13 protein-coding genes are annotated in these 15,841 nt (G+C 69.7%); 1 reads left to right on the top strand and 12 read right to left on the bottom strand.

From position 1 onward, the window contains the following. Nucleotides 1–52: 52 nt before the first annotated feature. Nucleotides 53–418 (top strand): Hsp20/alpha crystallin family protein, encoded by a 366-nt coding sequence (locus BC793_RS06150; RefSeq protein ID WP_109590042.1) that lies wholly within the window; start codon nt 53–55, stop codon nt 416–418. Nucleotides 419–427: 9 nt separating this feature from the next. On the opposite strand, the gene BC793_RS06145 is transcribed toward BC793_RS06150, so the two are convergent. From BC793_RS06145 to BC793_RS06090, 12 genes are all read right to left on the bottom strand, one after another. After that, on the bottom strand, nt 428–1,057 hold the full coding sequence (locus BC793_RS06145) for a carbohydrate-binding protein (protein ID WP_109590040.1): 630 nt from the start codon (nt 1,055–1,057) through the stop codon (nt 428–430). Between the two features lie 71 nt (nt 1,058–1,128). After that, on the bottom strand, nt 1,129–2,160 hold the full coding sequence (locus BC793_RS06140; RefSeq protein WP_109590038.1) for an ABC transporter ATP-binding protein: 1,032 nt from the start codon (nt 2,158–2,160) through the stop codon (nt 1,129–1,131). Further along, the gene (locus BC793_RS06135; RefSeq protein ID WP_109590036.1) at nt 2,157–3,230 is read right to left on the bottom strand and encodes an ABC transporter ATP-binding protein; all 1,074 of its coding nucleotides are present in this window, start codon (nt 3,228–3,230) and stop codon (nt 2,157–2,159) included. The genes BC793_RS06140 and BC793_RS06135 overlap by 4 nt, the downstream gene beginning before the upstream one ends. A gap of 31 nt (nt 3,231–3,261) precedes the next feature. Further along, nucleotides 3,262–4,251, bottom strand: a complete 990-nt coding sequence (locus BC793_RS06130; RefSeq protein ID WP_109590034.1) for an ABC transporter permease — start codon at nt 4,249–4,251, stop codon at nt 3,262–3,264. A gap of 87 nt (nt 4,252–4,338) precedes the next feature. Then, on the bottom strand, nt 4,339–6,078 hold the full coding sequence (locus tag BC793_RS06125) for an ABC transporter substrate-binding protein (protein WP_109590031.1): 1,740 nt from the start codon (nt 6,076–6,078) through the stop codon (nt 4,339–4,341). A 101-nt stretch (nt 6,079–6,179) separates the two neighbouring features. Continuing rightward, nucleotides 6,180–7,202, bottom strand: coding sequence for an ABC transporter permease (locus BC793_RS06120; protein ID WP_109590029.1), 1,023 nt, complete (start codon nt 7,200–7,202; stop codon nt 6,180–6,182). A gap of 631 nt (nt 7,203–7,833) precedes the next feature. Then, nucleotides 7,834–8,739 carry a TIGR03619 family F420-dependent LLM class oxidoreductase gene (locus BC793_RS06115; RefSeq protein ID WP_109590027.1) on the bottom strand — a complete coding sequence of 302 codons (906 nt, stop codon included), beginning with the start codon at nt 8,737–8,739 and terminating at the stop codon, nt 7,834–7,836. A 313-nt stretch (nt 8,740–9,052) separates the two neighbouring features. Then, complete coding sequence (locus BC793_RS06110) at nt 9,053–9,493, bottom strand: TIGR03618 family F420-dependent PPOX class oxidoreductase (RefSeq protein WP_109590025.1); 441 nt, start codon at nt 9,491–9,493, stop codon at nt 9,053–9,055. A gap of 560 nt (nt 9,494–10,053) precedes the next feature. Continuing rightward, entirely contained in the window at nt 10,054–12,957 is a 2,904-nt protein-coding gene (locus tag BC793_RS06105; RefSeq protein WP_109590023.1) for a putative bifunctional diguanylate cyclase/phosphodiesterase, read from the bottom strand. 93 nt (nt 12,958–13,050) lie between these two features. Continuing rightward, nucleotides 13,051–13,707 (bottom strand): response regulator transcription factor, encoded by a 657-nt coding sequence (locus BC793_RS06100; protein ID WP_109590021.1) that lies wholly within the window; start codon nt 13,705–13,707, stop codon nt 13,051–13,053. Further along, complete coding sequence (locus BC793_RS06095) at nt 13,704–14,780, bottom strand: sensor histidine kinase (protein WP_239169661.1); 1,077 nt, start codon at nt 14,778–14,780, stop codon at nt 13,704–13,706. Before BC793_RS06095 ends, BC793_RS06100 begins: the two co-directional genes overlap by 4 nt. 100 nt (nt 14,781–14,880) lie before the next feature. After that, complete coding sequence (locus BC793_RS06090) at nt 14,881–15,837, bottom strand: DNA polymerase domain-containing protein (protein ID WP_109590017.1); 957 nt, start codon at nt 15,835–15,837, stop codon at nt 14,881–14,883. Between the last annotated feature and the right edge of the window lie 4 nt (nt 15,838–15,841).

Genomic DNA, 15,841 nt, shown 5'->3' with positions numbered 1-15,841 from the left:
TCCCGGTTCTCAGACTCGAGTCACCCAAGCTCAAGCGAACAGGGAGCCACCCATGCTCACCACCCTCACCGCCCGCGTCCTGGAGGGCTCGGACCGGGGCTCCGGGGCCCGGCTCGACGCCTACCGGGTGGACGGCACGTTCCACATCGACATCGCCCTGCCCGGCGCCGACACGGCCTCGATCGACATCACGGCCGACGGTGGCGCGCTGACCGTCCGCGCCGCGCGCCGGCGTCCCGGGCCGGAGACCCCGCCGGCCGTGGTCACCGAGCACCCCGCGGGCACCCTCGTCAGGGAGGTCCCGCTCGCCGGGAGGTTCGACACCGACCGGCTCGACGCGCGATATGACGACGGCGTGCTGACCCTGAGCATCCCGGCCCTGGAGGGCACGCCCCGCCGGACCGGGGCGGCCGTCTGACGACCGGGCTCAGTGCGCGAACTGCAGCCAGTTCAGGTTGAGGAAGTCGCCGCCGTCGGCCGACGTGAACGTGACGAACACCGTGTGCACTCCCGTGACCGGTTGGAGGGCGGCGGTGTTCGTACGCCACTCCTGCCAGCCCCCGGTGTCGCTCACCGAGAGCTCACCGACCGGCGCGGCGTCCCGGCTGTCCAGCCGGATCTGCAGCCGGCCGGTGATGCCGGTGCCGGACGCCACCCGTAGCCGCACCTGACCGGCCGGCACCTCGCCGAAGTCGAAGTTGTCGAACCGCAGATGATCGTCCCGGTTGATCCACCCGACGTAGTCACCGCCGCCCTCGTCCTCGGTGCCCTCGGTCTCCACTCCGGCCCGTTCGGTGGCCGACTCGGCCTGGAGCACCGGATAGGGGATAGCGCTGGGCGAGGGGGACGCCTCCGGCTGCGCCGAGGTGGCGGCCGGCGCCGCGGCCGCGGTGGTGACCACCACCTGCGGCGTGACGACCGGCTCGGCAGGTGTGTCCTGCCAGCGGCCGAGCAGGTAGCCGCCCAGCACCAGGCCGGCGCCGCCGAGGACGGTCACCACCCGGCGGCGGTTCTGCCACGACTTGGTGCGATAGACGGTCGGAGATCGCTGATCCACCCGGACAGGGTAAAACGAACCGCCTCCCGCGCCGAGAGCGCGGGAGGCGGTTGACGATCAGCGGGCGTGGATCAGACCACTTCGCCCGTCTCGGGGAAGTGGCAGGCCGAGATCGAGCCGTTCGGGTTGGGCAGGAGCACCGGCGCCTCGGCCGAGCACTTCTCCTGCGCCTTCCAGCAGCGGGTGTGGAAGACACAGCCGGACGGCGGGTCGATCGGCGACGGGACGTCACCCTCCAGCTTGATCCGGCCGTGGCCACCGAGCTTCGTCACGTCCGGCACGGCGGAGAGAAGGGCGCGGGTGTACGGGTGGGCCGGGTTCTCGTAGATCTGCTGACGCGTACCGACCTCGACCATCCGCCCCAGGTACATGACGGCGATCCGCTCACAGAAGTGCCGGACCACCGCCAGGTCGTGGGCGATGAAGACGAAGGACAGCCCCAGGTCGCGCTGCAGCTGGCGGAGCAGGTTGACCACCTGCGCCTGGATCGACACGTCGAGCGCGGACACCGGCTCGTCGGCGACGATCAGCTTGGGCTTCAGCGCCAGGGCCCGGGCGATGCCGATGCGCTGCCGCTGGCCGCCGGAGAACTCGTGCGGGTACCGGTTGTAGTGCTCCGGGTTGAGACCGACCGTCTCCAGCAGCTCCTGCACCCGCCGCTTCACACCGCCGGGCGGCGTGATGCCGTTGACCTGAAGCGGCATCGCGACGATCCGGCCGACCGTGTGCCGCGGGTTCAGCGACGCGTACGGGTCCTGGAAGATGATCTGGATGTCCTGGCGCAGCTTGCGCAGCCGGGCGCCCTTGGTGTGGGTGATGTCCTCACCATCGAAGGTGATCTTGCCGGCGGTCGGCTCGAGCAGCCGGACCAGCATGCGGCCGGTCGTGGTCTTGCCACAGCCCGACTCGCCGACCAGACCGAGCGTCTCACCCGGGTGGACCTCGAAGTTCACGTTCTCCACCGCGCGGACCACGGAGCCCTTGCCCCACAGACCGGAACGGACCGGGAAGTGCTTGGTCAGGCCCTCGACCTTGAGCAGCGGCTCACGGGCCGGAGTGGTCGTCGTGGCCGTGCCCGCCGCGGTGCCTGCGAGATCAGTCATTGGGCCACTCCTGCGTGCGCGATGTCTTCTGCGTACAGCCGCTGCCGGGTCTCGAAGGACATGTGGCAGGCGACGTTGTGCCCCGGCTCGCCGGCCGGGCGGAGCTCCGGAACCTCGGAGAAGGAGCGGTTGCCGTTCTGGCCGGCGTAACGACAGCGCGGGTTGAAGGAACAACCCGTGGGGAGGTTGATCAGGCTGGGCGGGTTGCCCTTGATCGGCACCAGGTCGACGGTGGCGTCGCCGTGCAGCGACGGAACGCTGGCGAGCAGACCCCAGGTGTACGGGTGCTGCGGCCGCTTCATGATCTGCTCCACCGAGCCGGTCTCGACGGGCCGTCCCGCGTACATCACCAGAACGTCGTCGGCGACCTGCGACACCACGCCGAGGTCGTGCGTGATCATGATGATCGCGGACTGGAACTCGCGCTGCAGGTCCTCGAGGAGCTCCAGGATCTGCGCCTGCACGGTCACGTCCAGGGCGGTGGTCGGCTCGTCGGCGATCACCAGTGCCGGGTCGTTGACCAGGGCCATCGCGATCATGGCGCGCTGGCGCATACCGCCGGAGAACTCGTGCGGGTACTGGTTGGCGCGACGCTGAGGCTGCGGGATGCCGACCCGGTCGAGCATGTCGACCGCCCGCGTGGTGGCCTCCTTCTTGCTCGCCGACGGGTGGTGCACCTTGTACGCCTCGGCGATCTGCGCACCGACCTTGTAGTACGGGTGCAGCGCGGACAGCGGATCCTGGAAGATCATCGCGACGTCCTTGCCGCGGAGCCGCTGAAGCTGCTGCTCCTTCATCCCGACGATGTTCTTGCCACCGATCGAGATCTCACCGGTGATCTTCGTACGGGCGGGATTGTGCAGCCCGAGGATCGACATGCTGGTCACGCTCTTGCCGGAGCCGGACTCGCCGACGATGCCGAGGGTCTGGCCGCGGCGCACCGAGAAGGTCACGCCGTCCACCGCGCGAACCAGGCCGTCCTCGGTGGGGAACTGCACCTTGAGATCGCGTACCTGCAGGTAGGCCTCCGGGTCCACGGCGGCCGCGGCAGGGCTGGTCGAGGTCGTCATTTCGCTCTTTTCCACGTCAGCTCCGCACGGCTCAGCCGAGTCGCACGCGGGGGTCGATCACCGCGTAGAGCATGTCGACGATGATGTTCATGGCGACGATGAAGAATGCCGCCAGCAGGACGGTCGCCATCACCAGGGGCAGGTTCAGGTCCTGCACCGCCTGCGCGGCCTCACGACCGATGCCGTTGAGGCTGAACACGCTTTCGGTGATGACCACGCCGCCGAGGTAGGCGCCCAGGTCGACACCGGCGATCGTGATGATCGGGGTGATCGCGGCACGCAGCGCGTGGCGCCGGTTGACCACCCGGGCGGACAGGCCCTTGGCCCGCGCCGTCCGGACGAAGTCCTCCTGAAGCGTCTCGATCATCTGGGCCCGCGACAACCGGGCGTAGAGCGCCGAGTTGATCAGGCCGAGGGTGATCCAGGGCAGCAGCATGCCACCCGCCCAGTCCAGGGGATCCTGGGTGATGGGCGTGTAATGCGGGTTGGGCAGCAGGCCGGTCGAGTAGACGAGCAGCAGGAGCAGGACACCACCGAGGGTGTAGGTCTGGGTGGAGGCGAAGCCGACGGAGGCGCCGATCGCGACCCGGTCGAAGACCGTGCCCTTCTTGAGCGCGGCCAGCATGCCGAGGCCGATGCCGACGGTCAGGAAGACCACCATCGCGCCGGCCACGATGCTCACCGTGACGGGGAGCGACCGCTCGATGGTGTCGGTGACGGGCTCCTTGCTGCGGAAGGAGTATCCGAGGCAGGGGGCGTCGCACTCGCGGATGGTGCCGGCGTCGTTGATGGTACGGCCGACGAAGATGCCCTTGACGAAGTCGGTGTACTGCTTGGTGATCGGCTGATCGAGACCGAGGCTCTGCTCGACCTGGGCGATCCGCTCGGGGGAGCAGTTCCGCCCGCACATCACCCACGCGGGACTGGACGGGACCGCGAAGAACAGCAGGAAGGTGACGATCGAGATGGCCACCAGCGTGGTCGACGCCAGTAGCAGGCGCTTGATCAGGAAGCGGAGCACGGTTCTCTACATTCCTCTTGACTGGCCACGGCCGGTGGGATGACCGCGGGTTGCGCGATCATCCCACCGGCGTGACTGGAGAGACTGTTACGGCTTGACGAACATGGTGTTGAGGGTCATGTGACCGTACGAGTCGCTCAGGAACGTCCCGCCGATCTTGGAACCGGTGATCTCGTAGTTCCCGATGTAGTACTGCGGGATCAGCGGCGCGTGCTTCTCCATGATGAGCTTGTCCAGAGCGGCCCACGCGGGGGCGGCCTCGGCGACCTTCAGCGTCTTGATCCGGTCGATCTCCTTGTTGACCTCGTCAGAGTTGAAGTAGGCGAGGTTCTGGTTGCCCTTGTCACGGATCGTACGGCCGTCGAGCAGAGCCGGGATCACGGTCGAGGCGGACGGCCAGTCGGCGCCCCAGCCACCACGGATCAGGTCGTACTGGTTGCCCTTGGTGCCGACGCTGTCGTAGTAGGTCGCGGGGTCGAGCGGGGTCAGGACCAGCTCGATACCGGCCTTGGCGTAGACCTCCTTGGTCTTCGCCGCCATCTGCTGACGCACCGGGACGTTCGGGAACGCGTAGGTCAGCTTCAGCGGCTGGCCGCCGAGCAGTTCCTTCGCCTTCTCCGGGTTGCCGGTCTGGCCACCGTCGTAGGCGTTGAAGTTCTGGTAGCCCGCGATGGTCGGCGAGATGATGGTCGAGCCGAACTGGTCGACACCGCCGCGCACCTTGATGATCGCGTCACGGTCGACGGCGTAGTTGAGCGCCTGGCGCACCTTCAGGTCCTTGACCCGGTCGGTGTTGATCCAGGTGTACTCGACGTACTGCGACGCGCCGGCCTTGACCCGCTCCTTGACCTCAGGAGTGTTGGTCTTCGACAGCACCGCGGCCGGGACGTTCGCCCAGATGAAGGCGGTCTTGTCCTCGGCGGCGTCGGCGACGATCCGGTTGGCACCGGTCTCGGCGTCGATACCGAACTCGACACGGATACCGTCCGGGTACGCGTTACGGATCGGGTCGGTCGCCGGGTCCCAGTTGGGGTTGCGAACGAAGTCGATGTACTGGTCGTACGCGTGTTCCTTGATCATGTACGGACCGGACGAGACCGGCTTGCGGTCGTAGTCGCCCTTGGTGTCCTTCGCCTTCGGGACCGGCGCCGAGGTGGGCATGGCCACCGCGAACGGGGTCTCACACTGGGCGGCGGGGAACGTGAAGGTGATCACGTTGCCCTCGGCCTTGAGGCCGGGAACGTCCGCACCGGGGCTCAGGAACGGGCCCTTGTAGGTGGTGTTGTACTCCACCGCACCGGTCAGCCACTGCTGGATGTAGGTCGGGCCCACACCCCAGTCCGGGTCGAACGAGCGCGAGATGCCGTAGACGACGTCGGCACCGGTGATCGGCGTGCCGTCCTCGAACTTCAGGCCGTCCTTCAGGGTGTACTTCCACACCTTGCAGTCGCCGTTGACGTCCTCACCCGCGTTGGTGGCGAGGTCGCCGACCAGCTTCAGGTTGCCCTTGCCGTCCTCCTTGTACCCGGTGAGGGTACGGGCGAACTGGGTCGCCATGGACAGCGCGTCCGAGACGTAGATCTTCTGGGGGTCGAGGTGCTCGAACTCCGCCGCGTGGAGGAGCTTGACGACGCCACCCTTCGTGGCGCCCTCGACAGCCTTGGCCGGACCCTGCGATTCCGCGGGGTCGGTTGCGATAGTGCCGGTCTGCACTACGTTCTGAGTGTTGCCGCCGCCGGCCGGGTCGTTCGTGGTCTCCGAACAACCGCTGGCAACAAGGGCAACCGCCAGAACGCCGACGGGCAGCGCTCCGAACTTGCGTCGCACTTAGGTTCTCCTTCTCTCAACCGATACGTGCCTGGGCCACGCGACCCGCCGCGGCACGAGCGGAAGTACCCGGTTTTCAGTTGTGTTTCAGTTCCGGCCGGTCACTTCGACGACTTGGGGTCGAGTGCGTCGCGAAGAGAGTCGCCCAGCAGGTTGAACGCGAGGACGGCGATGAACACGGTCGTCGCGGGAATGAGGAAGTAGGCCCAGTCCGGGGTGCCCAGCCACTGCCGGCCGTAGTAGACCAGGCGGCCGAGGTCGGGGGTGGGCTCCACCACACCGATGTTGAGGAACGACAGGGCGGCCTCGGCGGCGATGAAGCCGGGCAGCGCCAGAGAGAAGGAGACCAGGATCGGTGCCCAGATGTTCGGCAGCAGCTGCTTGAAAAGGATGTGCGCGCTGCCGGCGCCGGCAGCCCGGGCGGCCTCCACGTACTCCCGCTCGCGCAGCGACAGGATCTGGCCGCGCACCAGGCGGGCCGTCGTCATCCAGCCGAAGAGGGCGAACACCCCGATGATCACGGCGATCCGGAACGAGCCGGGCACCTCTTCGCCCACGTCGTAGGCGGCGGTGTTGATGATCGGGATGATCGCCAGCGCGAAGACCAGGAAGGGGAACGCCAGCATGAAGTCGGTGAACCAGGTCATCGCCTGGTCGACCCAGCCGCCGAAGTAGCCGGACACGATGCCCATCACCACGCCGAGCACGATCGAGATGATCGCGGACAGGAAGGCGATGATCAGCGAGGTACGCAGGCCGAAGATCAGCTGCATGAACAGGTCACGGCCGATGCCGGCCTCGAGGCCCAGCCAGTGGTCGCCGCTGATGCCGCCCAGGTAGCCGGTGGGCAGGCCCTGGTAGGTCAGCTTCTCACTGAAGCCCTCGGTCGCCGTCATCCCGTACAGCCGGGAGATCACCGGCGCGAACAGCGCGATGAGGATGAAGAACACGACGGTGATGAAGCTGCCGAACGCGGTCCGGTCCCGCTTGAGGCGGATCCACGCGAGCTGGCCCGGTGAACGGCCGACGAATGCCTTCGCAGCCGTATCGGGCTGGAGAACCGCTACCGCCGTGTCCTCGGTGCCTGGTGAGCGTGAGTCGGCGGTGGCCGGGGTGTTGCTCATGATGCGGTGTCTCCTCGTAGCGGACTTGATCGCGAAACGAACCTGTCACTCGCGGTGGCGAGCCTGGTCCTCCTGCCCGGTCCCGGGCGGGTCGACTCGGCCCGTCGTCGCGACGGCGGGCGCTCGATGCGCTTCAGGATCGCCAGCATGCGGCCGGAGTCGATACTTGGTTGTACCACGCACCAATCCCTCCCCCGGTGACGCGCCCCCACGGCGCTATGTGAGCGGTATTCGTCTGCCGCGGTTCAGAAATTTATCCGAGATCCGCAGGCCGAGAAATGTGTTGACGCATCGATCCGGTAACGGAACGGGTTCGTTGCCATAAGGCCTAGGTCATATCGTGCTCCGAGTGCCGTGGTCATAAGAACCCATTTTGGGGGTAAAGGCGCCATCTCCCATGCGGCGAAACGACCGGAGGGCTGAGAATGTCGGGTTTACCGTGCTTATGCGTTCTTGCAGTTGCGGAGAGTTACCGGCCCTGGTGAGCGCCCGATGCTGCCGCACTGTTTCCCAGCGGTTTCCGATTTCGAACCGCCATCGGCTCGCGCCGATGAACGTTCCGTAGTCGCGGTGAGCAACAAGATCGCGCATTTATCGGCGTTCGATTACGGCCGGTGTATTGGGGAGTCGATCAGTGGTTCGGCGCAAGGCCCGCGAGAACTTCCGCGCCGAGCTCCGCGGCGACCCGCGGGTCGGGGTCGAGCCCACCGATACGGGGATCCCAGTTGGGTTCGTAGAACAGTTCGGTCGCGCCCGCCTCAGCGTACCTCTCCGCACCCGCACGGATCTGCGTCCAGTCGCCGGAGAGCGGGATCGCCTCGTCCCGCCGCCCGGCCTGGACGACGCCCCGAACCACGATACGCAGAGAATCCGGGTCACGGCCGGCCGCTTCCGCCGACTCGCGGACGATCCGGACACCGCGGGCGATCTCCGGCAGCGTGGTGCGGCTGCTGCTCACCCAGCCCGCCGCGATCCGGCCGGCCCGCCGCAACGCCACGTCCGCCGTGCCGCCGAGCAGCACCGGAGGGCCACCCGCCTGCGTCGGAGCCGGCAGCATCCGGCTCGGCGGCACCTGGTAGAAACGGCCGCCGAACTCCGTCTCCTCGGCGCTGAACAGGGCCTTGAGAACCGCCAGGTACTCCTCGGTGCGAGGGCCCCGCGGCTTGGGGTCCGAGCCGGTCGCCTCGAACTCGGGCGCCGACCAACCCGTGCCCAGCCCCAGGTCGAACCGCCCACCGGACAGCCGGTCCAGAGAGCTCACCTGCTTGGCCAGGTAGGCAGGCGAGACATACGGCAGGTTGATCACCGAGACACCCAGCCGGATCCGGGACGTCGCGGCGGCCGCCCAGGTCAGCGCGACGATCGGGTCCAGCACGCTGTGATAGACCGGCGCAAGATCCTGGTCGCGGCCCACGAGCAGCCGCTGGAACGCCCAGAGACCGTGATATCCCAGCTCTTCGGCCTGCCGCGCGATCGTGGTCAACGTCTCCGGCTGCGCCCAGGCGCCGGACACCGGACATCCGAAACTGATCAGCATGAAAAGCAACCTAACCGCCGCACCCGGCCGCCGTCCGCCGACCGCCCACCCCACGTCGCCCGTTTCCGGGCATCCCCAACGCTCACCGCCCACGACGAGCTGTCGGTCAGCCGCCCGGATCGGCACGACACAGCCTGTCGGTCAGCCGCCCGGATCGGCACGACACAGCCTGTCGGCCAGCCGCCCGGATCAACACGACGCGGCTGTCGGTCAGCCGCGCGGATCGACACGACGCGGCTGTAAGTCAGCCGTCCGGATCAACACGACACAGGCTGTCGGCCAGCCGCCCGAATAACACGGCGCGCGCTGTCGGTCAGCCGCCCGGATAGATCCGCGTCGGGGTGACCAGCACTGCCGCCCGTCGCTGCTCCACCATGGTCCGGTCATACGCCGACCAGTCGTCGTGGGTGCCGCCGGCGGCCGTGAAGATGTCGCGCAGCAGCAGCCGCAGGCGCTCCGGATCCAGCCACGGCTGCGGGTCGTCCGGGCCGGCCAGCAGGGCCATGCCCTCGACCGTCGCATAGCGCCAGCCACTGCGGAACGCCACCGCGATCTGTGGTCGCTCCCGCAGATTGCGCAGCTTGACCGCCCCGTAGGTGACGAACGCCAGCACCGGCACCCCGTCCACGGGGTGCCCGATCAGCCCCGTGTTGACGAGCGTCGACTGCACGGACTGATCGGCCCGAACCGTCGACACGATCGCCAGCCCGGTCTCGTCCCGGCTGAGTCCCCACGCGTCCTCAAGCGCACCCATCCCACCACCCCCTACCACCGACCCTACCCACCCCGGCCCGCGGCTGGTTCTCACCGCTGTCTCACAGCGCTTGAGACAGCGGTGGCGTCCAGCCGAGAACCCCCGGCTGGTTCTCACCGCTGTCTCACAGCGGCTGAGGCAGCGGTGGCGTCCAGCCGGGAGGGCCTGGCTGGTTCTCACCGTTGTCTCGCGGCGCTTGAGGCAGCGGTGGTGTCCAGCCGGGAAGGTTTGGCTGGTTCTCACCGCTGTCTCACAGCGCTTGAGACACGTGAGGACCAGCCGGGAAGGTCTGGCTGGCTCTTGCCGTTGTCTCGCGAAGCTTGAGGCAGCGGTGGGGTCCAGGCGGGAGAGCCTGGCTGGTTCTCACCGTTGTCTCGCGGCGTTTGAGGCAGCGGTGAGGACCAGCCGGGTGGAGGGGACGGGGGCCGGGAGTCGCGCTGGAGTCGTCAGGGGCTGGTTACGCTGCGTAGCGGATCGCCTCGGCCCGGCGGTCGCTGGTCGGTCGTTACGGTCCGTATGTGTCGCGTGGCTTGGCGGAACTCCACGTAGACCGTACAAAGTCAGGCATTTGCGCCTTCGAGGAAAAGCCGGCCGGCTTCGGCGGCCGGGACCGGCCGGGAGAAGTAGTAACCCTGCGCGAAGCCGCAGCCCATCTCACGCAGGGCGGCGAGTTGACCGAACTCCTCGATGCCCTCGGCGACCGTCGCCATGCCGAGGCTCTTGCCGAGGCGGACGATGGTGTCGGTGAGGGCGGTGTCGTCGGCGATGACGCCGAGGCGTTCGACGAACGACCTGTCGATCTTGAGAGTGTCCACTGGGAAGCGGCGCAGGTAGGCGAGCGACGAGTACCCGGTGCCGAAGTCGTCGATGGCCAGGGTGAGGCCCAGCGCCTTGAGGCGCAGCAACTGCTCCAGATTGGCCTCGGTGTCGGTCATCAGGACGCTCTCGGTCATCTCCAGGCACAGCCGGTCGGCGGGCATGCCGGTCTCGGCCAGCACCGTGGAGACCATCTCGGACAGATCGGCCCGGTCGAACTGGCGGACCGAGACGTTGACCGACATCTTCGGCGGGCGGCCGTCGCCTGCCATACCCCACTCGACGGCCTGCCGGCACGCCTCGTGCAGTACCCAGCGGCCCAGCGGCACGATCAGGCCGGTGGCCTCGGCGATCGGGATGAAGTCCAGCGGGTTGATCATGCCGCGGGTCGGGTGCGGCCAGCGGGCCAGTGCCTCGAAGCCGATCACCTCGCTGGTGGCCAGGTCCACGGTGGGCTGGTAGTGCAGGCGCAGGTCGCCGTTCTCCAGGGCGGCGCGCAGGTCGGACTCCAGCTCCAGACGGTCGACCAGGCCCTCGCGCATCCGCGGGTGGTATCCGGAGAAGACGCCGCCGCCGGACGCCTTGGCGTGGTGCATGGCCAGGTCGGCGTTGCGGATCAGCTGCTCGGCGCGGTCACCGGCGCCGGCCCCGACGATGGCGGGTTGCGCGGTGCCGGCCCCGGCGATGGCGGGTTGCGCGGTGCCGGCCCCGACGATGGCGGGTTGCACGGTGCCGGCCTCGACGATGGCGGGTTGCGCAGTGCCGGCCTCGACGATGGCGGGTTGCGCGGTGCCGGCCCCGGCGCTGGCCGGTTCCGCGGCGCCGGCCTGCTCCGGTGAGCCGGTGCCGGCCAGGCCGATGCTGGCCCGGACGTGGATCTGGCGTTCGCCGAACATCACCGGCGCGTCCAGGTCGTCGAGGATGCGCCGGGCGACCGGCTCGGCGCCGTTCTCGTCCTCGCCGAGCAGGAGCACGCCGAACTCGTCGGCGCCGAACCGGGCCACCAGGTCACCGTCGCGGACGCAGCCGCGCAGCCGGTCGGCGACCTGCACCAGCAGCTGGTCGCCGGCCAGGTGACCGAGACTGTCGTTGACGCGCTTGAAACCGTCCAGGTCGAGGTGCAGCACGGTGACCGCGCCGGTGCCGCGCATCGCGGTCGCGGCCCGCTCCCGGAACAGTGCGCGGTTGGCCAGCTGGGTCAGCGAGTCGTGGTACGCCTCGTGCATCAGCTGTTCCTGCAGTTCCATGCGCTCGCTGATGTCCCGCGTGTTCAGCACGAAGCCGGCCACGTGCGGGTCGTCCACCAGGTTCGTGATGATCACCTCGGACGGGCGCCTGCCGCCGTCGCGGTGGGTGTGCACGACCTCCAGCGTCACGTCGGCGAACGGGCGGGCGGCGACCTGGCGCATCGCCTGGGCCAGCCGCAGCGCCACCTCGTCGTCGACCAGGTCGGTGTAGCGGCGGCCGACGAACGCCTCCGGCGGGTAGCCGAAGACCCGGCGCATCGACTCGCTCTGGTAGCGGATCAGGCCGTCCGCGTCGATCACCGTGACCACGTCCGAGCTGTGCCGGATCAGGGCCTCGAACCACTGCTCCCGGGCGTGCAGTTCGGCGGTGCGCTCGGTGACGCGACTCTCCAGCGTACGGGTCAGGGCACGGTTCTCCAGCTGGGTGAGCAGCTGCCGGCCCACGATCAGCAGGATGAGGACCGAGCGGCCCCAGACGACGAGCGGGTGGTTGTGCCCGGTCTGGAGGTGGAACATCACGCTCGATCCGAGAGCGGCGAGCACGGCGAGGTACGGCACCAGGATCGCGGTGCTCCAGACGCCGGGCGGCAGGTCCAGTGGCTTCGCGTCGCCGTCGCGGGGGCGGATCGCGCCGATCAGGATCAGGGTGTACCCGGCCAGCGACGGCAGGTGCACCAACGGGGCCCCGCTGAAGTCGCCGACGAGTTCTAGATAGACGTGCCCGAGGTCGGTGATCGCGAAGGCGACCATTCCGGTGCCGAAGAACGCCAGGTCGGAGCCGCAGCCGTGGCGGCGGCGCTGCGACGGCAGCATGTAGGCGAGGATCGTGGCGATCACGATGTCGGCCAGCGGGAAGATCAGGGTGAGGTAGAAGGCCGGCCCCGGCCCGCCGTCGCCGAGGTGCGGGCCGATCACGAAGACCCACGCCACCACGACCAGCGACGAGGCGATCAGCAGGCCGTCGAGCACGCTGCGGAGGCGGTTGACCAGCGGCTGTGAGGCGCTCGGCAGGGTCAGCACACCGGCCGGGATCAGCACCACGAGGCCGATCAGGCCGGGGGCGCCGAGATACGGGAAAAGGTTCCCGGACACTCCCGGGACGGTCCACTGGGTGAACCAGCCGAACTGGCCCAGACCCCAGAGGAACACTCCGGAGGCGAGCAGCCCCCACCCCCAGCGGGCCCGCCCGGTGAAGCCGCGGGACCGCCACACGCAGCCGGCCGCCGCGGCCGAGGCCGTAACCAGCAGGCCCCAGGCGGTCACCGCGCGGGCCGTTTCCGGTCCGCCCACCCCGGTGACGACCAGTGCGGTCAGGACGGCGAGAACGGCGCCGGCCGCGACACTGAGACTGGCCCAGCGGCGGGTCGGCCGCGGGTCGGGCACTGTCGTGTCGACTGCCATCCGCTCGCCCCTTTCCGGTTGCGTCACCTCGGCCGAGGTGTGGATAACCGGGTCATCGGGCCGGTGCGGGCCGTCCTGAGAAGATCCTGACGATCAGTTACCGACCAGGCCGTCCTCGTAGGCGACGATCACCAACTGCACCCGGTCACGGACTCCGAGCTTGGCGATGGCCCGGGTGACGTGGGTCTTCGCGGTCAGGGGGCTGATCACCAGAGTGGCGGCGATCTCGTCGTTGGACAGGCCGGTCGCGACCAGGCGGACCACCTCGCGCTCACGCCCGGTGAGCACCGACAGCCGTTCTCCGCCCGCCCGGCCGGCCGCCGGGACCGGACGGTGCGCGAACTGGCCGACGACACGGCGCGTCACGCTGGGCGAGAGCAGCGCGTCACCGCCGGCCACCACCCGGACCGCGGCACGCAGCCCGTCCGGGTCGATCTCCTTGGTCAGGAAGCCACTGGCTCCGGCGGCGAGGGCGGCGAAGACGTACTCGTCGGTCTCGAAGGTGGTCAGGATGATGATCCGGGCCCGCTGGGCGGCCAGGATCCGCCGGGTCGCCGTGATGCCGTCCATGCCGGGCATCCGGATGTCCATCAGGATCACGTCCGGCTGGAGTTCCCGGGCCGCGCGCACCGCCTCGTCGCCGGTGGACGCCTCGCCCACCACCGACAGGTCCCGGCCGCGCCGCAGCAGGCTCCGGAAACCGGCCCGGACCAGGTGCTGGTCGTCGGCGAGGAGAACCGTGATGGTCATGTCCGCTCCGTGATCGGGATGCTTGCCCGGACCGTGAAACCGGTCCGGCCCGGGCCGGCGGTGAGTGCGCCGCCGAGCGCGGCCACCCGCTCGCGCATCCCGGCGATGCCGTGGCCGTCGACGGTTCGGCCGCCACCCGTCCCGTCGTCCCGGACGTCGACGAGCACGCTGTCCGGCGCGTAGCGGATCGTCACCACGACCCGGCGGGCGCCGGCGTGCCGCACCGTGTTGGTCAATGACTCCTGCACCACCCGGTGGATCGCGGCGGCGACCGGGGCGGGCACCTCGACCGGGTCGCCGAACTCGTTGAACGACACCTCCAGTCCCGCCTCGCGGACCTGGTCGAACAGCCGGCCGAGACCCTCCAGGGCGGGCAGTTCCCCCTCGCGCAGCACGCCGACCAGCGCTTTCAGGTCGGTCATCGCCCGGCCGCGGACCTCCTGGGCGAGCCGCAGCGACGCCTTGGCCTCCTCCGGCTCGGTGTCGAAGGCGTCCAGCGCCACGTTCAGGTGCACCCCCACGACGGCGAGCGTGTGCGAGACCACGTCGTGCAGGTCGCGGGCGATCTCCACCCGCTCCTCGGCCCGTCGGCGGCGGGACTCGACGTCGAACCGCTGGGCGGCCTCGGCCCGCCAGCGCAGCGTGTTCCGGTACGCCGTGGCGCCGGCCAGGACGGCACCGGCCCACAGTGCCTCCCCACCCAGCCGGCCGAGAACCCAGTCCGCGTCGTGCGGGTGGACGAACGTGTCCCACTGGAGGCCCCAGAGCAGCGTGCCGACGGCGGCCGACACCGCGGTCCGCAGACGGCCCGCCAGGACCAGGGCGACCAGCGCGGCGGTGGCCGGCCACAGCCAGCCGGCCTCGATCAGGCCGGAGATCCGCCAGGCGTTGACCGTCAGCACCGTGACGACCAGGACGGCGAGCGGCCATCGGTGGGCGAGCAGGGCGAACCCGGCCAGCCAGGCGGCGAGCGTGAGGGTCAGCACGGTGTCGGCGTTGCCGCCGGTGAGCGCGAGCCCGGCCGGCACCCCGACGAGCGTCAGGACGGCCGCGACCCGGGTGAGGTTCGTCATGGCCGGGACGTTAGGGCCGCCGGGCCGGGTGGCGCGTCGTCCCGGCGCTGTCACCCGCATCGACGCCTCCCGAGTACCGCGTACACCGATCGAAGTAGTCTCAGGCCTCCCCGCCCGCCTCGCGGCGGGCGCGGGCGCGCCGTTTGCCCTCGTGCATGGCCTGGACCCGGGCGACCGGGATGGTGTGTCCCTCGGCGATTAGCCCGGCGTCCAGCACCTGCGGCGTCGGCATCGACTCCGCCCACGGGTCGCCGCCGGCGAGCAGCCCGGGCGCGGTCCGCACGGTGAAGTCGGCCGGCGCGACCCGATCGAGATCGGACCACGCGACCGGGAACGACACCGGCGCGCCGGGCCTGATCCGCGGGCTGTACGCCGCCGCCACGGTCGCCCCGCCGGCCCGGGTCGCGTCCAGGAAGACCTTGCCGTGCCGGTCCTCGCGGATGAACGCGGTGGTGGCCAGTTCGGGATCGATGCGTTCGGCGCGGGCGGCCACCGCGCGCTGGGCGGCCGCCACGTCCTCCACCGCGGGCTCGCCGGCCAGCGGCACGAAGACGTGCACGCCCTTCGAGCCGCTGGTCTTGACCGCACCGGACATCCCGGCGCCGGCGAGCGCCTCCCGGACGAGCCGGGCCGCCGCCACGGCGACGCCGAATCCGCCGTCGTCCGGCGGGTCCAGGTCCATGATCAGGTGGGTGGGGTGCGCCGAGCCGGCGGTCATCAGGGCCGGGTGGTACTCCACGGCCCGCTGATTGCCCAGCCAGAACAGCGTCCGCCGGTCGTTGGCCAGCGCGTACGTCACCTCGCGGTGCGACGCCTCGGCCCAGACCGTGGCGCGCGGCACCCAGTCCGGCGTGTACTTCGGCAGGTTCTTCTGCATGAACCGCTCCTGCCCGCGGAGCACCCGGACCACCGAGAGCGGACGGTCCCGCAGCACCGGGAGGAACCGGTCGGCCACCGCGTCCAGGTAGTCGAGCAGGTCCCGCTTGGTCACACCGGCCCCCGGGAACAGCTCCTGATCCAGATTGGTCAGCGGTACGCCGTCGCGCTCCTCACCCATCCGC

It is taken from the genome of Actinoplanes xinjiangensis, from assembly GCF_003148685.1.
Classification (GTDB): Bacteria; Actinomycetota; Actinomycetes; order Mycobacteriales; family Micromonosporaceae; genus Actinoplanes; species Actinoplanes xinjiangensis.
Note: the sequence above shows the minus strand (reverse complement) of the source record. Positions and strands in the feature narration are given on the sequence as shown.